The organism is Acinetobacter tandoii DSM 14970 = CIP 107469, from assembly GCF_000400735.1.
GTDB lineage: Bacteria > Pseudomonadota > Gammaproteobacteria > Pseudomonadales > Moraxellaceae > Acinetobacter > Acinetobacter tandoii.
The window spans coordinates 393,627-414,727 of record NZ_KE007371.1 but is presented as its reverse complement, the minus strand read 5'-3'; the positions used below and the strand labels follow the sequence as shown (position 1 = coordinate 414,727).

Annotated in this window: 18 protein-coding genes; 9 read left to right on the top strand and 9 right to left on the bottom strand. The window is 44.1% G+C overall.

Going from position 1 to position 21,101, the window contains the following annotated elements:
• Positions 1–4: 4 nt before the first annotated feature.
• Positions 5–730 (top strand): sulfite exporter TauE/SafE family protein, encoded by a 726-nt coding sequence (locus I593_RS17645; protein ID WP_016168932.1) that lies wholly within the window; start codon positions 5–7, stop codon positions 728–730.
• Here I593_RS17645 and I593_RS17640 read toward each other — a convergent pair.
• The 4 genes from I593_RS17640 to I593_RS17625 form a co-directional block, all read right to left on the bottom strand.
• The gene (locus I593_RS17640) at positions 720–1,643 is read right to left on the bottom strand and encodes a LysR family transcriptional regulator (RefSeq protein ID WP_016168931.1); all 924 of its coding nucleotides are present in this window, start codon (positions 1,641–1,643) and stop codon (positions 720–722) included. The two genes, I593_RS17645 and I593_RS17640, sit on opposite strands and share 11 nt — an antisense overlap.
• A 119-nt stretch (positions 1,644–1,762) precedes the next feature.
• Positions 1,763–3,067 carry a solute carrier family 23 protein gene (locus I593_RS17635; protein ID WP_016168930.1) on the bottom strand — a complete coding sequence of 435 codons (1,305 nt, stop codon included), beginning with the start codon at positions 3,065–3,067 and terminating at the stop codon, positions 1,763–1,765.
• A 369-nt stretch (positions 3,068–3,436) separates the two neighbouring features.
• Positions 3,437–6,127, bottom strand: a complete 2,691-nt coding sequence (gene ppc / locus I593_RS17630; RefSeq protein ID WP_016168929.1) for a phosphoenolpyruvate carboxylase — start codon at positions 6,125–6,127, stop codon at positions 3,437–3,439.
• A 147-nt stretch (positions 6,128–6,274) separates the two neighbouring features.
• Positions 6,275–6,898 carry a TetR/AcrR family transcriptional regulator gene (locus I593_RS17625; protein ID WP_016168928.1) on the bottom strand — a complete coding sequence of 208 codons (624 nt, stop codon included), beginning with the start codon at positions 6,896–6,898 and terminating at the stop codon, positions 6,275–6,277.
• A 145-nt stretch (positions 6,899–7,043) separates the two neighbouring features.
• Between I593_RS17625 and I593_RS17620 the strand changes: the two genes are divergently transcribed.
• The 4 genes from I593_RS17620 (at position 7,044) to dnaJ (ending at position 13,022) form a co-directional block, all read left to right on the top strand.
• Entirely contained in the window at positions 7,044–8,165 is a 1,122-nt protein-coding gene (locus I593_RS17620; protein ID WP_016168927.1) for an efflux RND transporter periplasmic adaptor subunit, read from the top strand.
• A complete protein-coding gene (locus I593_RS17615; RefSeq protein WP_016168926.1) occupies positions 8,162–11,284 on the top strand; it encodes an efflux RND transporter permease subunit in 3,123 nt (1,040 codons plus the stop codon). Before I593_RS17620 ends, I593_RS17615 begins: the two co-directional genes overlap by 4 nt.
• Before the next feature lie 141 nt (positions 11,285–11,425).
• On the top strand, positions 11,426–11,800 hold the full coding sequence (locus I593_RS17610) for a hypothetical protein (RefSeq protein ID WP_016168925.1): 375 nt from the start codon (positions 11,426–11,428) through the stop codon (positions 11,798–11,800).
• A gap of 106 nt (positions 11,801–11,906) precedes the next feature.
• Positions 11,907–13,022 (top strand): molecular chaperone DnaJ, encoded by a 1,116-nt coding sequence (gene dnaJ, locus I593_RS17605; RefSeq protein WP_016168924.1) that lies wholly within the window; start codon positions 11,907–11,909, stop codon positions 13,020–13,022.
• 53 nt (positions 13,023–13,075) lie between these two features.
• On the opposite strand, the gene I593_RS17600 is transcribed toward dnaJ, so the two are convergent.
• On the bottom strand, positions 13,076–13,330 hold the full coding sequence (locus I593_RS17600; RefSeq protein WP_016168923.1) for a hypothetical protein: 255 nt from the start codon (positions 13,328–13,330) through the stop codon (positions 13,076–13,078).
• 292 nt (positions 13,331–13,622) lie between these two features.
• On the opposite strand from I593_RS17600, the gene dapB reads away from it, so the two are divergent.
• Positions 13,623–14,444, top strand: coding sequence for a 4-hydroxy-tetrahydrodipicolinate reductase (dapB, locus tag I593_RS17595; protein WP_016168922.1), 822 nt, complete (start codon positions 13,623–13,625; stop codon positions 14,442–14,444).
• Between the two features lie 58 nt (positions 14,445–14,502).
• Positions 14,503–15,147, top strand: a complete 645-nt coding sequence (locus I593_RS17590) for an START domain-containing protein (RefSeq protein ID WP_016168921.1) — start codon at positions 14,503–14,505, stop codon at positions 15,145–15,147.
• 28 nt (positions 15,148–15,175) lie between these two features.
• Here I593_RS17590 and I593_RS17585 read toward each other — a convergent pair whose 3' ends face one another.
• Together I593_RS17585 and dkgB are read right to left on the bottom strand one after the other, a co-directional pair.
• On the bottom strand, positions 15,176–16,375 hold the full coding sequence (locus I593_RS17585) for an MFS transporter (RefSeq protein WP_016168920.1): 1,200 nt from the start codon (positions 16,373–16,375) through the stop codon (positions 15,176–15,178).
• 9 nt (positions 16,376–16,384) lie between these two features.
• A complete protein-coding gene (gene dkgB / locus I593_RS17580) occupies positions 16,385–17,188 on the bottom strand; it encodes a 2,5-didehydrogluconate reductase DkgB (protein WP_016168919.1) in 804 nt (267 codons plus the stop codon).
• A 111-nt stretch (positions 17,189–17,299) separates the two neighbouring features.
• Here dkgB and I593_RS17575 point away from each other — a divergent pair, with 111 nt between their 5' ends.
• Positions 17,300–18,190 (top strand): LysR family transcriptional regulator, encoded by an 891-nt coding sequence (locus I593_RS17575; RefSeq protein ID WP_026440919.1) that lies wholly within the window; start codon positions 17,300–17,302, stop codon positions 18,188–18,190.
• Here I593_RS17575 and I593_RS17570 read toward each other — a convergent pair.
• Positions 18,150–18,551, bottom strand: a complete 402-nt coding sequence (locus I593_RS17570; RefSeq protein WP_016168917.1) for a hypothetical protein — start codon at positions 18,549–18,551, stop codon at positions 18,150–18,152. The two genes, I593_RS17575 and I593_RS17570, sit on opposite strands and share 41 nt — an antisense overlap.
• Positions 18,552–18,649: 98 nt before the next feature.
• Between I593_RS17570 and I593_RS17565 the strand changes: the two genes are divergently transcribed.
• Positions 18,650–20,092: an aminotransferase-like domain-containing protein gene (locus I593_RS17565; protein WP_016168916.1), complete on the top strand. Its 1,443-nt coding sequence runs from the start codon at positions 18,650–18,652 to the stop codon at positions 20,090–20,092.
• Here I593_RS17565 and ahr read toward each other — a convergent pair.
• Complete coding sequence (gene ahr / locus I593_RS17560; RefSeq protein WP_016168915.1) at positions 20,062–21,099, bottom strand: NADPH-dependent aldehyde reductase Ahr; 1,038 nt, start codon at positions 21,097–21,099, stop codon at positions 20,062–20,064. The genes I593_RS17565 and ahr overlap by 31 nt on opposite strands.
• Positions 21,100–21,101: the final 2 nt, after the last annotated feature.

Sequence of the window (21,101 nt, the reverse complement as noted above, 5' to 3'; positions counted from 1 at the left end):
AGCAGTGCTGAGTTTTATTGTGGTGGTTTTTCTGTTGGCAGGGATGGTAAAAGGCATGATTGGTTTAGGTTTGCCTGCCGTATCGATGGGACTATTGTCCATGTTGATTAGCCCTTATCAAGCAGCAGCATTGCTGATAGTACCTTCTATGGTTACCAATATTTGGCAGTTATTTGCTGAAGGACAGGTATTACGGGTTTTAGCTCGATTCTGGACGCTTTTGCTGGGGATTATTATCGGTTCAATCTGGAGTATTTTTCCCAACCTAGGTCAAAGTGAATTTCATAGTGAAGCGCTTTTAGGTGCCATGTTATTGCTTTACGGCTTATATGGTTTAGTTGCCAAACAAATACCAAACTTGTCGCGTTATGCTTGGATCTTATCTCCATTGATTGGGTATTTGGGTGGGGCATTGACTGTGGCAACTGGCGTTGTGGTCATTCCCGTGGTGCCTTATTTGCAGTCTTTACATTTACAGCGGGATGATCTGGTTCAATCCCTAGGTCTGGCATTTACCGTATCGACCATGTGTTTGGCTATATTTTTACAGCAGAATCCTGTGGCTCATCTCGAGATTGATTATCTATGGTCAGTGATGGCTTTGATTCCTGCCTTACTTGGCATGTGGTTGGGCACGCGGATACGCTATAAAATTGCAGAGCAGAAATTTCGCAAAGTCTTTTTCTGTGGTTTGATGGCTTTAGGTGGGTATATGCTGCTTAGTCATTAATTGTGTTGGGTATACTGTCAAGCTGAGGACGTTGTTGAATTAAATATTGGCTAAAATGTTGATAATCTAAAGTTAAGGTATCAAAATTTTGTGCAGCCAACAGTAACTTTCGGTTTGCCCATGCACCTTTTAATTGAATTTGTTGGAATGCGTACAACTGTTGTAAGCGTTGGGCAGCCCGTTTCGGAATGATGGCAATCCCAATGCCATTGGCAACGACCTGTGCAATTGCACCAAAATTAGGAAGACGAAGACGATACTGAATGCTATAGCCCAGTAATTTGGCTTGTGCTTCAATCGATTGCTGTAAGGAGTGATATTGCATTAATCCGACAAAGGCATGTTCCAAGGTATCAACCAAGCTTAGTTCAGGATGGTGGGTTAAAGGATGGTGGCGTGGGCAGATCAATACCAGAGGATCATCTGCAAACTCTAGGGTTTGTAGGGGGTGAGCATTAAAAAAACTCGAGATTAAGCCAAGTTGTGCGATCCCTTTGCTTAAAGCTTGAATAATGTCATTGGACTCTGCTTCTTGCAATTCGATATGTAAATGCGGATTTTCCATTAAGTAAGCTGGTAGAACCAAAGGTAAATATTCACTCTGAGCTGAAGAATTACACCACAGGGTCATGCTGCGATGTTGTCGTTGAGAAAAAGGCTGCATTGCCTGTTCAAGTTGCTGATGTTGTTGAATTAAAGTTTGGGCATGTTGATTAAACATTTGACCTGCCAGTGTGAGTTTGACGCCAGTGGCATGGCGGGTAAACAGCGAGACAGAGAACTGTTGTTCGAGTTTTTTAATCCGTTCACTGGCGGCTTGTAAGGATATTGCAGAACGTTCTGCACCCTTAGTCAAACTGCCTGTTTCGACAATATTCAAGAATAACGTTAAGTCAAAAAAGTCGAGGCGCATAGCCATAAATTCATCTTATATTGAGTTTTCCATCTTAAAAACTTGATCACCAAGAGGCAATGTTAAAGCCTGAAAATATAAAAAAAGCAGCCCGTAGGCTGCTATAAATGGAGCAATATTTATTCGCTTTTATCTTTTAAGCTGAAGAACCAGTTTAAAACCAAGGCTGCGAAGGTAGCCGTTCCAATGCCGCCCAAATTGAAATTGCCGAACTGCAAGGCAAAATCACCTGTACCTAAAATAATGGTCACTGCTGCAACCATCAGGTTTTTATTTTTAGAAAAATCGACTTTGTTTTCAATCCAGATTTTGGCACCCGCAATGGTAATTAAACCAAAGACTACAATAGAAGCACCTGTGAGAATTGCAGTTGGAATGGTGTGAATAATGGCACCAAACTTTGGCGATAACCCCAAGAAAATGGCAAACACACCTGCAATCACAAATACAATAGTTGAGTAAACGCGCGTAACAGCCATCACCCCAATGTTTTCGCCATAGGTGGTCATACCTGGTGCACCAACACCGCCAGAAAGCGTCGTTGCAACACCATCTGCCAAAAAGGCTTTACCAATTTGCGGGTCTAAGTTTTCACCCGTCATGGCACTGACTGCTTTAATATGCCCCAAATTTTCAGCCACTAAAATTAGCGCTACTGGAGCAATAATCAACATGGCATTCACATCAAACTGTGGCGAATGGAAGGTTGGAAAGCCAAACCACGCTGCTTGTTGAATTGGAGTAAAATTAATAGGTGTACCGTATCCCATGACATTCGAAATGATGAAATAGAGTAGATATGCCAGTAATAAGCCGATTAAGAGCAGTAAGCGTTGCAATAGGCCTTTGGTGAAGACAGCAATTGACCCCATACAAAGCACTGTCACCAGTGCCATCCACATATTAAAGGGATTGCCCGCCACGCCTTTTACTGTCACAGGTGCCAGATTTAAACCAATAATCATCACCACAGCACCAGTTACTACTGGTGGCATGAGTTTTTCAATCCATTTGGTGCCCGTTGCCATGACCATCAGACCAAACAGTGCGTACAACACGCCACATGCCATGATCCCGCCAGCAGCGACGGCTAAATTGGCATTCGGTGCACCCGTTCCAGAAGCGGCATAACCTGTGGCAGCAATGACCACGCCAATAAAAGCAAAGCTTGAGCCAAGATAACTTGGAACACGTCCACCTGTCATTAAAAAAAACAGAATGGTACAGATGCCCGACATAAAAATCGCAAGATTGGGGTCAAAACCCATCAAGAATGGGGCAAGAACTGTCGCACCAAACATGGCAAAAGCATGTTGAATGCCCAACACAGCACTTTGTACAGGCGGAAGATACTCATTTGTGCCGACAGGCTGCGTCTCGACATTGCCTGTATATGGACGCCATTTGGGAAACCAATTGGACATAAATTGATCGCTTTAAAAATAAATTGTGCACATCATACTCTTTCTTTTCGAGTGATTTAATCATTGATTTTTAATTTCAGATTAAGTAGAACTCTGATTTATAATAATTTTATACCAAGTGGTAAAATGTTTTGATTTTTAAATTAACAATAAATCAATATATTATTCTATAAATTATAGTCAATAAAAGCTGTTTGTTCGCTTTGCTTAGCGATAAATTTTTTTTATCAATCTTTCAAAAATTTTTTAACAATATAAAAAAACTGCTGAAAATTGAAGGTGGCAAGAAATATTTTGCCAATCGATTCAAACAAAATGCTGTTTTGGCAACCCAGCATACGGCTGAGTTGCCAATTGAGAATACTTACATCAACCCGTATTGCGAAGACCTGCTGCAATACCTGCGATACTGACCATTAAGGCATGATCGACTGGGGTATGTTCAGCTTGACGTTCTGCTAGATACAAACGACGTCGTTTCATCAGTTCTGCTTGCAGCAAATGCAGAGGCAGTAAGTAAGGTTTACGAACCCGCATCGATTGATCCAAAACTTCGTTGCTGCTGAGCAATTTGGATTCATCTTTTAAGGTGAGCAGGGTTCCCACTGCATCTTGTAGACGTTGGCGCAATGTTGTGCCCAGAGCTTTTAAGTCTTCATCTTGGGTCAAGTGGGTTTCATAGTATAAAGCCACATGTCCATCAGCTTTGGACAGGACCATTTCCAACATATCGATCAGGGTTTGGAAATAAGGCCATTGCTGCAACATGTCCTCTAAGGTTGCTTTATGTCCTTGTTCAATCACTTGATTAATAGCCGCACCTGTGCCTAACCAAGCGGGGAGCATCAGACGAATTTGCGTCCAGGCAAACACCCAAGGAATAGCACGTAAGGATTCAATCCCGCCACTGACTTTACGTTTGGCAGGTCGAGAACCCAATGGCAACATTTGCAGTTCCAGTTCAGGTGTGACGGTTCTTAAATATTTCACAAAGTGCGGATTTTCACGTACCGTTTGACGGTAAACCTGTACCGAAAGGTCAGTCATGCGATGCATCAGTTCACGCCATTCGGCTTTCGGCTCTGGCGGTGGAAGTAAGGTTGCTTCCAGTGTGGCTGCGGTATAAATTTCCAGATTTTGTAGCGCAATGCCTTCCAGTCCGAATTTAAAACGGATCATTTCGCCTTGTTCGGTGACGCGAATGGCACCAGAAATCGAACCTGGAGGCTGAGAAAATAACGCTTGTTGGGTTGGAGCACCGCCACGACTGATAGAACCACCACGACCATGAAACAGGGTCAGTTGGACCGCATGTTGTTTGGCGATGGCAGTCAACTCTTCTTGCGCACGGTATTGCGCCCAGTTGGCAGACATAAAGCCAGCATCTTTGGCCGAGTCTGAATAACCAATCATGACTTCATGTTTGCCCTGAATATGCTGTTTGTACCAATGCATATTGAACAGGGTTTGCATGGTATGTGCCGCACCATCCAAGTCTTTCAAAGTTTCAAATAGGGGAACTACACGTAAAGGCTGTTGAATGCCAGCTTCTTTTTGTAAGAGTAGAACAGCAAGCACATCACTTGGATATTCCGCCATGGAAATAATATAGGCACCGAGGCTTTCAGCAGGCTGTTCTGCCAAGGTCCGCATGGTGGCAAACACTTCTTGTACATCGGGGTGTAGAATCAGGCTTTGCTCAGGCTCATTCAAATGTTTTGGCAGCAACGGGCGTTTGCTTTGTAATTCTTGTAATAAGAAGTTTTGACGGGCTTGTTCCGTCCAAGTTTCAAAATTGCCTAAACCTAAATATTCGGTGATAGCGGAAATGGCTTGGCGATGACGCCCTGATTCCTGACGAATATCCAACTTTAATAATTCGATACCAAAGCAATTGACCCGATGAATAAAGTCCAATAATTTTCCATTGGCAATTTCAGGTAGGTTGCACGACATGAGAGAGCGATAACAGAGTAATAAAGGCTGTAATAGTTCCTGTTTACTTTTGATGATGCGACTGTCATCTAAAACCTGATCTTGCCCCTGAAGCTTATGGGCCAACCATTCTCGGGTGATTTTTAAGCGCTCGCGAGTGTCACGTAAATATTCACGATAAGGTTCAGGATGAGGCGCTCCCAAAGCCTGAACTAATTCATTGCTACAGTTTTGAATCGACAATTCCCAACGTAGGTCTTCAATATCACGTAAATATAAGTCAGCCGCTTTCCAGCGTGACAACCACAGCACTTCTTGGGTCACATTGTGGGTTACGTTCGGGTTGCCATCACGGTCACCACCCATCCAAGAAGCAAAACGCACGGGAGCAACATGTAGCGGTAAACGTTGTCCACAATGTTCTTCTACCATCCCATCCAGTTCACGCATGAACTTGGGTACTGCATTCCACAAGGTTTGTTCAATGGTGGTGAAACCCCATTTGGCTTCATCGATAGGGGTCGGACGATGTTGACGAATTTCATCGGTTTGCCATGCAGAACAGATCAGCTGTTTTAAGTCTTCTAGTACGGCTTGGCGTTCACGCGGGGTGAGTTTTTGCTGATCGAATTTGAATAAACAGTCATTAATGCCATCATATTTTTGAATGAGGGTACGACGGCTCACCTCTGTAGGGTGTGCGGTCAACACCAGTTCAATTTTAAGTTCACACAGTTGTTGATAGAGCTGTTCTGCTGAGACTTGATGGGTTTTGAATTTTTGGAACAGATGATCGAGTGGATTTGGTGATGGGGCTTCAGGATCAAATTCACTTTGGCGACGGCTACGTACCACATGGTACTGTTCGGCGATATTGGCAAAGTTCAAAAAGTGCGTAAATGCACGGGTGAGCGGAAGAATCTCATCATCTTCTAGACTGAGAAAGAGCTGCTCTAGTTGTTTTTCGGCTTCAACTTGTCCATCACGTGCACCTTTGGCAAGTGCTCGAATCTGTTCTATCTGATTAAACAAATCTTGCCCGGCATGTTGTTTTAAGGTTTCCCCTAATAAATTACCAAGTAACCGTACGTCTTCGCGTAGTGGAGCATCAATTTGTTGAATCATTTTCCATTCTCCAGTTCTTATTCTTTTTGACTATACCCCGATTTAATCGAATGCCAAGTAGCAGGGCTACAAAAGTCGCAAGCTTTTGTTGATAAAACTAGCAATTGGATAATGGAATGGCGTTGGAAGGATCAAGGAAAAGAGGCACTAGGCATGCGAGCCATATTTCAGCATGAACAGTTCGATACTTTGTTGGATGATTTCCTGCTGTTGTTGAGAGGTTGGAATAGCACGTACACCCAGTAAAATTTCTAAATGACGTAGTCCAAGCAGTAAGGACAGTAGCAATAGGCGTTGCTGTTCCACATCCCCATGTTGAATAAAACCCAAGGTGGCAGCTTGCTGAAAAAACTCTTCCCAGCCATCACACATTTTTTGATGGGATGCATTATAAAACTGTAATGCTAAGGGATTTTGTTCGGCAGCCAGTTCAATCAGCAAATGTTCCAACTTCACTGCTTCGGGTAGGTACACAATGTTTAATGCGATTTGGCAAGCTTGAGCAAAAGCCTCAAGAAAATCACTGTCTGCATTCAATTCAAAGGGACGTGTTTCCATTAAATTTTCGCAGGTTTGTTCAATCGCACAGGTAAAAAGCGTGGCTTTGTCCTGAAAATGATTATAAATCGTTAGCTTGGTGACCCCAGCTTCTTGGGCAATTTGATTCATGCTCGAACCATGATAGCCATATTTGAGGAACAGGTTTCTAGCAGCTAGCAGAATTTGCTTATGCTTTTCTAAATCTTTGGGCCGACCGACATTCGTTTGCACAAAATTTTCCACTTTCGCTTAATTAAGACATTTACTTTAAACAGGGCTTTTAATTAATGTACCGCGTGGTATATTAATTAAAAATTGTTCAAAGAACAGCATAGTATTTTGCCTTAAAAATGACATTTAGATAAGAGCACGACGAATGAACCTTGCCAAGACCCTAATCGCCAGTCTTATAATTTTATCCAGTTTGACCCTTTGGGGGTGTAATCGAGAACAGACGACAACAGAACAAGTCCCTTTTGTCATGGTGGTACAACCATCCACCTCTTTAACTGAGCAAAAAAGTTATGCGGGTGAAGTTAAAGCTCGACAACAAACGGATTTGGCATTTCGGGTGTCTGGGCAGGTTATGCAACGTTTTGTCGATGTTGGTGATCAGGTTCGGGTTGGACAGGTTTTGGCAAAGCTGGACGTGAAAGATGCTCAATTACAATTAAATGCTTCCCGCGCACAATTGGAAAGTGCTCAGTCAGCAGCGAAAGTCGCTGAACAGGAGCTAACACGTTTTAAGCAATTATTGCCGATGAACGCCGTGAGCCGTTCACAATATGATGCGATGAATAATCAGTATCAAGCTGCATTGGCCAGCCTGAAACAGGCGCAATCCAATTATGAAGTCAGTCAAAACCAGACTCGCTACAATCAGCTTATTGCAGACAAAAGTGGTGTGATTACCGCACGTAATATTGAAGTGGGGCAGGTGGTTGCAGCAGGGCAAGCGGCTTATCAATTGGCGATTGCAGGCGAGCGTGAGGTGGTCATTGGTGTGCCTGAACAAGCCATTAATGATTTACGCATTGGGCAGGAAGCATGGGTGACTTTGTGGTCAAAACCACAAGATAAATTTGCAGCTTATGTGCGTGAAATTTCCCCAGCAGCGGATCAGTCGCGTACTTTTAGTGTGAAAGTTGCCTTAAAGAGCCAGAGCCAAGACATTCAGTTGGGGCAAAGTGCACGAGTCTTTTTTAGCAGTTTGCAGCACAATATCTTGAGTGTGCCTTTATCCAGTGTGTCTGCGAATGAGCAACAGGCCTTTGTTTGGGTGGTGCATCCAGACTCACGTGTCCATAAAGTTCCTGTCACCTTAGGTGCTTACGGGCGTGACAGCGTCCCTGTATTGTCTGGGTTAAAGCCTGAAGATTATATTGTAGTGGGTGGTGTACACCTGTTAAGAGAGCAACAAAAAATTCGCCCGATTGATCGGGAAAATCGTGCAGTGCAACTGTCTAGTACCAAGTCTGCGACAGGAGCGAAATCATGAATTTCAACCTGTCAGAATGGGCATTAAAAAATAAAGGCTTAATCCTATATTTCATGATCTTGCTAGGCATCGTCGGTATGGTGTCCTATTCCAAGTTGTCGCAAAGCGAAGATCCACCATTTACCTTTAAAGTCATGGTGGTGCAAACCTATTGGCCAGGTGCAACAGCGAAGCAAGTTTCCCTGCAAGTGACTGACCGTATTGAGAAAGAACTCATGAGTACGGGCAATTATGAGCGCATTATGGCGTACTCGCGTCCAGGCGAGTCGTTGGTGACTTTTTTCGCGAAAGATTCGTTGCGTTCTGCACAAATTCCTGATGTCTGGTATGACGTACGTAAAAAGGTCAATGACATTCGGCATGAACTACCGAGTGATGTACAAGGCCCATTTTTTAATGACGAGTTTGGCGATACCTTCGGCAATATTTACGTACTTACGGGCAAGGGCTTTGACTATGCGGTACTCAAAGAATATGCCGACCGCTTACAACTACAATTACAGCGGGTTCAAGATGTAGGCAAGGTCGATCTGATTGGGTTACAAGACCAGAAAATCTGGATTGATTTATCCAATACCAAAGCCACGCAACTGGGCATTCCTATCACTGCGATTCAGCAGGCTTTGCAGCAACAAAATGCCATAGCCAGCGCAGGTTATTTTGAAACTCAGACCGATCGCATTCAAATTCGCGTGAGCGGTCAGTTGCATAACGTCGAAGATCTGAAAAAAATGCCCTTATTGGTGAATGGTCAAACCATTCAACTGGGGGATGTGGCAGAGGTTTACCGTGGCTTTAGTGAACCTGCCCAGCCACGCATGCGTTTTATGGGTGAAAACGGCATTGGTATTGCGGTTTCGATGCGTAAGGGGGGAGATATTCTGGCTTTGGGGGAAAACTTACAGGCCGAGTTTGCAACCTTACAGAAAAGCTTACCTTTGGGGATGAAGCTAGAAAAAGTCTCTGATCAGCCCGTTGCGGTTGAACGCAGTGTGCATGAATTCATGAAAGTCTTGGCTGAGGCCGTGATTATTGTACTGTTGGTAAGTTTCTTTTCTTTGGGTTTTCGTACTGGCTTGGTGGTGGCATTTTCCATTCCGCTGGTACTGGCTATGACCTTTGCAGGCATGAATTTATTTGATGTAGGACTGCATAAAATTTCTTTAGGTGCACTGATTTTAGCCCTTGGTTTATTGGTCGATGATGCCATTATTGCCATCGAAATGATGGCGATTCGCATGGAACAAGGCTATAGCCGCTTGCAAGCCGCGGGGTTTGCATGGAAAACCACGGCCTTTCCAATGCTGACGGGGACTTTAATTACCGCAGCAGGATTCTTGCCGATTGCCACAGCCGCTTCTAGCACTGGAGAATATACCCGTTCCATTTTTCAGGTGGTGACCATTGCTTTAATTGTGTCTTGGTTTGCTGCGGTATTGTTTGTCCCTTATTTGGGGGATAAGTTATTGCCTGATTTTCAGCAGCAACCAACTAGAGCACCTTGGTATCAAAGGCTTTGGGCTCGTTTCAGAAAACAACCTGAGCCACAGCCCATCAAGTTGCATAGTACTGAACATGATCCTTATCAGACCCAGTTTTATCAACGTTTTCGTGCATGGGTAAACTGGTGTGTGACCTATCGTAAAACCGTGATTGCCACGACCTTGGGTATGTTTGTGCTTTCAGTGTTGATGTTTAAATTGGTTCCACAACAATTTTTCCCGCCATCAAACCGCGCTGAAATTTTGGTAGATTTAAAACTTGAAGAAGGCGCTTCTCTTAAAGCCACAGAGGCGGCAGTGAAAAAGGTCGAGCATTTTCTTTCGAAACAACAGGGAATTGAAAATTATGTGGCTTATGTAGGGACAGGTTCGCCGCGTTTTTATTTACCTTTAGATCAGCAATTACCCCAAGCCAGTTTTGCTCAGTTTGTGGTTCTCGCATCTTCTTTGGATGATCGCAATGACATTCGCCATTCTCTGGAACAGCAAATTCGTCAATTACTACCTGAAGTGCGGACACGGGTTTCCTTATTGGAAAATGGTCCGCCGGTAGGTTATCCAATTCAATACCGTATTTCGGGAGAGGATCTTAATTCGGTTCGCCAATGGGCGCAAAAAGTTGCTGCTGTAGTGGGAGAGAATCCAAATACCACAAATGTGCACTTGGATTGGGGTGAACCCAGCAAGATTATTCAATTGCAGATTGATCAAGACCGTGCCCGCCAAATGGGAGTCTCGAGCGTAGATTTAGCCAATTTTCTGAATAGTTCAATTCAGGGCGCTGTATTGCATCCCTACCGTGAAAAGCGCGAGTTAATTGATATTCGGTTACGTGGTGATGAGGCAGAGCGTTTGAGTGTTGAATCTCTCGCCAGTTTGGCTGTACCGACTACCCAAGGGACTTTCGTACCATTGGCCCAGATTGCCAAAATTGAATATCGTTTTGAAGAGGGGTTAATTTGGCACCGTAATCGCTTACCGACCATTACGGTACGCGCGGATATTCGGACCAAATTACAACCCGCAACGGTGGTGGCTGAATTGTCAGATCGTATGCAACAAGTCCGTTCAGAATTGCCTGCGGGCTATTTGCTAGAAGTCGGAGGCACAGTCGAAGAATCGGCCCGTGGGCAAAAGTCAGTGAATGCGGGGATGCCGCTGTTCTTGGCTGTGGTCATGACCTTGCTGATGATTCAACTTAAAAGTATTTCCCGTGCCACCATGGTCTTGCTCACGGCACCGCTCGGTTTAATTGGCGTAGTATTATTCTTGCTGTTGTTTAATAAGCCGTTTGGTTTCGTCGCGATGCTAGGTACAATTGCCCTTTCAGGCATGATCATGCGAAATTCTTTGATTTTGATTGATCAAATTGAACAAGATCGTGCCGCAGGACAAGCTACCTGGGAGGCAATTATTGAAGCGACGGTCCGCCGTTTCCGTCCAATCTTGTTAACTGCACTGGCCGCAGTTTTGGCCATGATTCCATTATCACGCAGTATTTTCTTTGGGCCAATGGCGGTGGCGATTATGGGTGGCTTAATAGTTGCGACTTTGCTCACACTATTCTTTTTACCTGCTTTGTATGCGCAATGGTTTAAGGTGAAAAAGACCGTTTAGTACAAAATATTTTAGTAATATCAGGTGCGAAAGTTTGAAAATTTCAATATAGTAGCACCTTATATTTTTATTAAATTTCAGTTTAGGAATTTTGCTACATACTAAAAAAAACAAAGATGTAGTAATGAGGTTTAATCGCACATGAAGCAAGACAGTTTAACCAAGTATCGCCGCTCTATCGCGATTTCTTATGTCTTCATGTTTTTGGCATTATTTACCGTCATCAGCGGTATTTTTGCTTATTGGTTTGCCCGTAAAGTGACCCAAGTGGATACTGAAGTCTGGTTACAAGCCCAAGCCCTTTGGGTTATGCGAAATATCATTATTTATACCGTACTCAGTTTATTTGCTGCATTGTGGTTTATTCCTTTATGTTTCTTCACTTGGAATAGTGCACTTTGGGTTACAGGATGTACCGTTGCAGGTGTGGTATTCGCATTGATTGCCTTTTTATATTTACTCAATGCTTGGATTAAAGGCCTTTCTAAGTTTATAAAAAATAAAGCAGTTTTCTAGAATTTGTAAATTTTTTAACATTTTGCCCTTGTAAAATCACGCTTCACCCCCAATTTCAGAGCATTATTCAGTATGAAATGAAATTCCGTGAGGAGCATCGCCAGCTATGGCTAAACGTGATTATTATGAGGTTTTAGGTGTCGCTAAAACCGCTAGTGATGATGAAATTAAAAAAGCCTACCGTAAGTTGGCGATGAAATATCATCCAGACCGTAACCCAGACAACCCTGAAGCAGAAGAAAAATTTAAAGAAGCCTCTGAAGCTTACGAAATTCTTTCCGACAGCGAAAAGCGCAGCATGTACGACCGTATGGGACATGGTGCATTTGAAGGTGGTTTCGGTGGCGGCGGTGGTGGCTTCGGCGGTTTTAGTGCAGAAGACATTTTCAGCCAGTTTGGTGATATCTTCGGTGGTGCTTTTGGTGGTGGCGGTCGTGGTCAACAGCGTCAGCGCCGTGGTTCTGACTTACGTTATGTGATGGAACTCACTTTAGAAGAAGCAGTAAAAGGGGTGAAAAAGACCATTACCTTTACTGCGCCAGCACCATGCGAGAGCTGTGACGGTAAAGGTTCTAAAAACCCGAATGATGTTGAAACGTGTAAAACCTGTCATGGTGCAGGTCAAGTCCGTATGCAGCAAGGCTTTTTCTCAGTACAGCAAACCTGCGGTACATGTCGTGGACAAGGTAAAATCATTAAGAACCCTTGTCAGAAATGTCATGGTTCGGGGGTTTCTGACCGTCAGCAAACCCTAGAAGTGACGATTCCAGCTGGGGTAGACAATGGCGATCGCGTGCGTTTAAGCGGTAAAGGTGAAGCCATTCGTGATGGTCAATCTGGCGACTTATACGTAGAAGTTGTGGTACGTGAACACGAAATTTTCCAACGTGATGGTGCAGATCTGTATATGGATGTACCAGTAAGCATTGCTGATGCTGCTTTGGGTAAAGAGATTGAGATTCCAACGCTAGAAGGTCGTGTAAGTTTGAAAATTCCTGAAGGTACGCAAACTGGAAAAATGTTCCGTTTACGTGGCAAAGGGGTTAAACCTGTACGTACCAGCATGCAGGGTGATTTACTCTGCCGTATTGTGGTGGAAACACCTGTGAACTTGACGGCTCGTCAACGTGAACTGTTGAAAGAACTGCAAGTGACTTTAGATGGTGAAGACAATAACTCTTCACCAAAGAAAAAGTCATTCTTTGATCGTTTGTTTGACTAATTCAAAGTAATAAAAAAAGGGCGTGTAAAACATGCCCTTTTTTTATGTCTGTTTTATTGTGGGATAGGTGCATCAATCGCTTCAACACTCACCGTTTCTTCAACTGGTTGTTGCGCTGCACTCGCGGATGTTTGAGTAGCATTCGTTGCCATGCGTTCGGCAAGGCTTCCAGGTTGACCATTAACGTTGGTCATAATTTTAACCCCTGCCAAACTGTCAATGCTGTCGCCAGATTGGGCAGCAGGTTCAGCATACACATGAGCAGCAACAGTACACAGTAAAGCGAGTATTATTTTTTTCGAATGCATAGAAAGTCTCCTGACAATTTTTATCTTGATGATTCGTGATGGCTAGTCTGAGTAAGCAAGATGTAAATTGTGTGAAAAATGAGAGGTTTCATTTTCATTTTTAAAGATTTTTTTCGATATAAACCCATACCATGATCTAATTCTTCACTATCTCGATACGTTGAGAGTGGGCACTTTGAAGTTTAAATCGATTCAACCAAGATTTTTGCGAAAAAATTAGATTACAACTTAGTCGTGTTCCAGAGTTTTGTTATAGTAAAGGCAATTTTAAATTCGAGATTAGGAACGGATTATGTCTACAAGTCCACGTATTGGGGTATTGGGTGCAGGCGGTCGTATGGGTCGCATTCTGATTCAGGCGGTACAACAAGCGGGCTATCAACTGGCTGCTGCGGTTGAGCGACCAGAAAGTAGTTTAGTGGGTTCAGATGCAGGTGAGCTTGCAGGCATTGGCAACATTGGTGTGAAGATTGTGGGCAGTCTGCAAGAAATTTTACCTGTATGTGATGTGGTGATTGATTTTACTGCGCCTGTTGCCACCGAACAGCACTTGAAGCTTTGCCGTGAAGCGGGTGTCGCCATGGTCATTGGCACTACTGGCATGAATGATGAGCAAAAAGCACTTCTTGATGAAACATCAACTCATACGCCAGTCGTCTATGCAGCCAACTATTCTGTAGGCGTGAATGTATCAATTAAATTATTGGAACTGGCATCAAAAGTCTTTGGCGATACAGTTGATATTGAAATCATTGAAGCGCATCACCGCCATAAAGTTGATGCTCCATCGGGTACTGCTTTAATGATGGGTGAAGCCATTGCAGATGCATTAGGTCGCGACTTGAAACAAGATGCTGTGTATTGCCGTGAAGGCCATACTGGTCCACGTGAACGCCAAAGCATTGGTTTTCAAACCATTCGTGGCGGTGACATTGTGGGTGAACACACTGCAATGTTTATTGGTGAAGGTGAGCGTCTAGAAATTACTCACAAAGCCACCAACCGAATGAATTTTGCTTCGGGTGCAGTTCGTGCCGCAGCATGGGTGGTTGGACGTGAAGCACGTAAATATGACATGAAAGATGTACTCGGTTTTAACGATATTCAAGTGTAAAACACGGCCTGAATTTGCGAAAACATTTGCATAAAATTAAAATAAGAAGCTGAATTAAATGAAAATAAAACTTATCACTTGCTGTGCTGTAGCCTTATTGGCTACAGCACAGGCCAAGTCTATCGACAATGCCAAACTCAGTATTAACAAGCAGAATATTAAAGTTTGGACCTATCAAAACAGTACAAACCCTGTGGTGTTGTATAAAGCCGAAACTCATTTTGATGTGCCGATTGAAAAGGCCGCTGCCCTGATTTTGGATGTGGAACAAGCGCCAAGATGGGTGCCTTATATGGGCAGCGTCAAAGTCTTATCTCGCGATGACAGCAAAGGCGAGTTTCTGTTATATATGGTGCTGGATTTTCCCTTTCCTTTAAAAGACCGAGACTTGGTGGTAAAGGGGAAAATGAGCAAAGATGCTCAAGGTATGATTCATATTCAAAACAAGGCTGTGAATCAAGGCTATCCGTTAAATCCAAATTATGTACGTTTAACCCGTTATGAAGGTGATTGGACTTTTCAGAAACTGGGGAAGCAGAAAGTGAAAGTCTCGACCTATGGCTATGCCGATCCTGAAGGTTCTATTCCGCTTAGCGCTGTGAATTTATTTGTGGAGCAGCAGCCATATGAAATGTTGTTAAAAATGAAGGATGAATTGGCAAAACCGCGGAATTATGCAGCTTTGCCAATCGCATTGCGCTAGTCAATATGATGTTAAAATCGACATGGATTTAGTGTTCAAGACATTGAGGTTCTATTTTCTGTATTTGGCTTTGCACAAGCTGTTTGTTCAGTAACATTTTTTGTAAGCCGACCAACAGTAAGGCTAGACCACTTAATAGTGCACCGATCCAAGACACCGCCGTATAGCTGAGTCCAAAACTGAGTACACTGGCGCCCGCCAGTGCACCCAAGGCATTGCCTAAATTAAAGGCGCCAATATTGACCGAAGAGGCAAGTCCAGAGGCTTCATGCGCAACCGACATGACGCGCATTTGTAAAGGGGGAACCACTGCAAATGCGGCTGCTCCCCAAAGGGTTAATGCAATGGCTGCCCCAATGGCGGTTTGTGCCAGTAGCGGAAACAGTAGCATCATGATGCTGAGTAGGCTGAGAAAACCCAATAGCGTCCGATCCAGTGAGCGATCTGCGAATTTTCCCCCCAGATGATTGCCAATTGAAAAGCCAATCCCAACCAGAACCAACATGAACGTGATCAGGCTGGGTGTAGCTTGAGTGAAGTTTTGCAAACTGGGTGCAATGTAGGTATACAGTGTGAACATCGCGCCTGAGCTCATGACTGTGGTCAATAATGCCAAAACCACAGGTAAACGACGGAGTACCTTGAGTTCCTGAGCAATATTGGGACGAGGACTGGCTTGACCTTCGGGAAGTGCTTTCCAGAGAGACAGCATGGTGATTACACCCAGTAGCGTGATGCCCAGAAAAGCAATGCGCCAACCAATATGTTGCCCCACCCAAGTGGCAAAGGGAACGCCGCCAATATTGGCCAGAGTCAGCCCCATAAACATGGCTGCGACGGCACTGGCTTGTTTTTCTTTGGGTACCACGCTGGCGGCGACCACGGAACCAATGCCAAAGAAAGCACCATGATTTAAGCTGGTCAAGATACGTGCCAGCATTAAGCTCGAATAACTGTGGGCAAAATAAGCTAGCAGGTTACCTAGTGTGAAAATGACCATGAGCAGGATCAGGGCACGCCGTTTGGAATAGCGGCTAAACCACAGTGTCATCAGCGGGGCGCCCAACATCACCCCAATCGCATAGGCACTGATGAGCATACCTGCTTGTGGAATAGAAATACTCAGATCATGGGCAATTTCAGGTAAAAAGCCCATGGGGGAAAATTCAGTAGTTCCAATAGCAAAGGCGCCAATCGCCAGCGCCAATAACGGGTAATTCATTTTCATTTGCTTGCCCTAATCCCACTTGGGAGCGAGTTGTTCAGGATTGACCTCACGTGAGTTTCGGTCGAGTTCAGTAATTGCCTGCATCTGTTCAGGAGTGAGCTGTAAATCTTGTGCTTTCAAATTTGCCAACAAATGCGCTCGTTGTGTAGAAGAGGGAATGACGGCATAACCTTGTTGCAGCGCCCATGCCAATGCCACTTGTGCGGGACTGGCATTGATTTGCTGGGCAATCGTCTGTAAGACAGGATCTTGCAGCACTTTGCCATAGGCCAAAGTCATGTAAGAGGTCACATCAATCTGTTGCTGTTGCAGATAACTAACCAAGGGGCGATTTTGTAAATAAGGACTCAGTTCAATTTGATTGGTGGCAATATGCTCGAGTCCAATACTGTTAATTGCCTGTTGGGTTAGGGCGATATTAAAATTTGAGATACCGATATGTTCGGTCAGTCCTAATTGCTTGGCATGCAGCAAGGCTTGCATGACTTCCTCAATTTGAATGCCCAGTAGTGGGGCAGGCCAATGAATTAAAGTCAAATTCACTGCATCCGTGCCTAATTTCTGTAGGCTCTGTTTTAAGCTCAGAATCAATTGCTCTGGAGCGTAATTTTCAGTCCAAATTTTGGTGGTTAAAAATAATTCATGTTGTGGTACACCACTGTTGGCAATGGCTTGACCAATTTCAGCTTCATTGCCATAAATTTGTGCCGTATCAATGGCACGATAGCCGACTTCAAGCGCCATCTGAACAGCATCCCTTACCGTTGCACCCGTCAAGCGAAAGGTACCCATTCCCATTTTTGGAACAATCATGTTTTTCTCAACCGAACTTTTTTAAAGATGGAGCTATTTTGCTGAAATAACTGTTGTGGAAAAATCTAGGAATTTGCAAAATATTGTTGACCAATAATCAATAAAATGACGATGAAATCGACCATTGAAGAATTAAATGCTTTTGTTCAGATTGTCGAAAGTGGCTCGATCGTGAAAGCTGCGGAGCAATTAGGACAAACCACATCGGGTGTTAGTCGTGCCTTGCAGCGCTTGGAAAGCAAACTCAATGTGACCCTGTTGGAACGGACTACGCGCAAGTTGAAACTGACGCAAGAAGGGCAGTTGTTTCTGGAAAAATCGCGTAAGATTTTGAATGATTTGACCGAAGCTGAAGATGCGCTATTAAAATCTGATCATGATATTTCAGGTCTCATTCGGGTGGATTCAGCGACGCCCTTTGTGCTGCATGTGATTGTGCCGTTGATTCAAGAGTTCATGCAGCAATATCCCAATATTCAAATTGAATTGAATAATCACGATCAGATTATTGATTTACTGGAACATAAAACCGATGTGGCGATTCGTTTTGGCGAGTTAAATGATTCCAGCTTACATGCCAAACTGTTGTGCCGTAGCCGCCTATATATTGTGGCCAGTCCTGATTATTTAGCCCAACATGGCACACCCAACCAGCCTGAGCAGTTGTTGCAGCACCCCTTGCTTGGTTTTACCCAGCCCACACATTTAAATACTTGGCCATTAAGGTTACAGGGACAACATCTTAATATTCATCCAAAAATCAAGGCATCGAATGGGGAAACCGTACGTCAGTTGGTGCTTAACGGTACTGGGATTACCTGTTTGTCGCGTTTTTTGGTTCAAGATGATCTCCGTGCAGGACGTTTGGTGGCCCTGTTTGAAGATCAGATTGAACTGCAATATCAAAAAATCCATGCGGTGTACTATCAACAAGAACACTTACCGAAACGGGTTCGCTTGTTCATTGAGTTTTTGGCGCAGAAACTTGCAATTTATCTGTAGCTTTAGGCAAGTGAAGCTGTACAGTGAGCAAGGCTTGTCGTGGTGCTTGGTTCTGATCATGTTGAGCAATCGCAAAATGCTGTGCATCGTTCCAACAGACAAAGCGTAACTCTTTTCGCTGTGTTTCACCAATTAAGGTGGTGCGTGTTGAGCCAGATTGATAGCTAAACAGGCGCTGCGGGATGACGCTGTCCACGACATCACTTTTCTGCGCGAGCTCAAAATTCTGCTGTCCAGATGCTTTTAAAAAACCTTCAATTAAAGACTGACAAATAAAATCACGTTGCTGTTGCCAAACTGAGGTATTCGGTTGGCAAGCGGAAAGACACAGTGCGAGTGCGACCAAGCTAAAACGATACATGTTGATTTCCCCCCAGGTAAAAATGAACTGTACGCCTAGCATAGGGAAGGTGTATTCTTGGTTACAGATACAAAATATATTAAAAAATGAGTACAGTAATGGGCATTCAGTATCGTGATTTGGCACACCAGTTAGCACAGAAAATTTATGCAGGAGAGTTGGGAGCAGGGCAGCGTTTGAGTTCGTTACGTCAGTTTGCCCAGTCGCAACAGGTCAGTCTCAATACCGCCAAAAGTTGTTATGAACTATTAGAGGCGCAAGGCTTAATTACGGCCAAGCCTCAAGCGGGCTACTTTGTGCAACCACAAGCTTTGGCAGTCGCTGTTCCGCAGCATGTCGATTTTGCGGTGACTGCCCGAGAAGTGTCTAATTTAGAACTACAAATAGAAATTCAAGAAGCCTCCATTCATGACCAAATGATTCATTTGGGATCTATTCAGCTTTCGCCAAATTTAGTGCCTGTAGAGGCACTCCGCCGTTCTATTCAACGTGCGCTGAAGCACAGTAAACCTGAAGATTTTTTGTATAGTGATAAACAGGGACATCGACGTTTAAGAGAAGCATTGTCGGCGCATTGGGCAGAAGATGGCATTTACATGGCAGCTGAAGATATTTATATCAGCAATGGTTGCATGCCTGCTTTGTCGGTGGTGATTCAAACCCTGACCCAAGAAGGCGATAGCATTATTGTACCGACACCCAACTTTAACGGGCAATTGCAATTGTTGGCGAGTCTGAATCGTAAAATTGTTGAAGTTCCAGCGCATGCCAATGGCTTTGACCTGAATCGATTTGAACAGGCGATGCGTGATTCGGGGGCGAAAGCGTGCTTACTCACTGCCAATTTTCAGAACCCTCTGGGCTTTTGTTTAAGCCCTGCAGAAAAGGAAAAAATTGCTCAGTTGGCAGCTCAATATCAGTGCTATGTGATCGAGGATGATATTTATGCCGAATGCAGTTTTGATTTAAAACGTCCATTGCCGATTCAATACTGGGATCGACAGGGTTATGTTATTTACTGTGGCTCGGTTTCCAAATCCTTATCTACTGCTTATCGGGTGGGGTGGTTTTGCATGCCGTCACGTTTAAACCATTTACGTGCACAACTTCTGACTCGACATGTTGCGGTGAATACGCCCTTGCAATTGGGCTTGGCTGATCTGATTTATAGCCGCGCCTATCGAGAGCATTTAAACCGTTTAAAACCCTGTTTAATGCAACAGGTCGAGCAATATCGGCAATTTTTAATACAGGCTTTTTCAGGTATAGACATTCGCTTGAATCAACCCAAAGGCGGCTATGCGCTGTGGTTACAGTTGCCTGAAGCCATTCATAGTTTGGATTTGTATCGTTATGCCCAACAGCAAGGCATTAGCATTGTGCCAGGTATCGTTTTTGGAGAAGAGCAGCGTTATAAAAATTGCATACGCTTAAATGCAGGTCATGAATTATCCACCGAGATCCGCCAAGCAATTGAATGCTTGGCGAATTGGACTCGGCGACAATTGGATTATGTTGTGCTGGATTCGAAGTCGGCTTGAAGCACAATCCGATAACGGGCTTGGCCTGAGTGCAAACGCTCGATCGCCTGATTGAGTTGTGACATCGGGAACAATTCAATTTGTGGCGCAATGTTTTTACGTGCAGCGAACTTGAGCAGTTGACGTAATGCAGCAGGTGAACCTGTAGGTGAGCCTGTGATTGACTTTGCTCCGCCAATCAGACTACCCACATTAAACTTGATGGGTTCTAGTGGTAAACCTAACAGATGTATGGTGCCATTTGGTGCCAGTGTACTGATATAAGCAGGCCAATTCAGCGTGACATTAACCGTACTGAGCAACAGGTCAAATTTGCCTCGTTGGGTTTTCAGTGCATCTACATCGCGGCTATTTACGACATGGTCTGCGCCCATCGCTTTAAGTTCATCGGTCTTGTCCAGACTTGAAGTAAAGGCGGTAATTTCACAACCCCAAGCTTTAAGTAATTTAATTGCCATATGCCCCAAGCCACCAATGCCAATCACACCGACATGATGCGTGGCTTGAATATTGTGCTTGAGTAAAGGATCAAAAACGGTAATCCCGCCACAGAGCAGAGGCCCTGCGCTTTCAGGGTCTAAATCTTCAGGCAGCGGAATGACCCATTGCCATGCTGCTCGGACTTTATCGGCAAAGCCACCAGCATGACCTACAATGGTCGCAGTGCTGCCACTGCTGCATAATACAGGCTGTCCAGCCACGCATTGATCACAGTATTGACAGCTTTCCGCAGTCCAACCCAACCCTACGCGTTGACCTATTTGTAATCCTTTGGCTTCAGAACCCATTCTTAAGATGGTGCCAATCACTTCATGCCCTGCGATTACAGGATAAACAGCATTGCCCCACTGATTCTCAATCACCGAAACATCAGAATGACAGAGTCCACAATATTCCACTTTAATTTCAACTTGATGGGCTTGAAGTTCGCCTGCATCAAATTGAAAGGGGACCAGTGCCTCGCCTGCATGTAGGGCAGCATAGCTATTGATCAGATTATTACTCATGA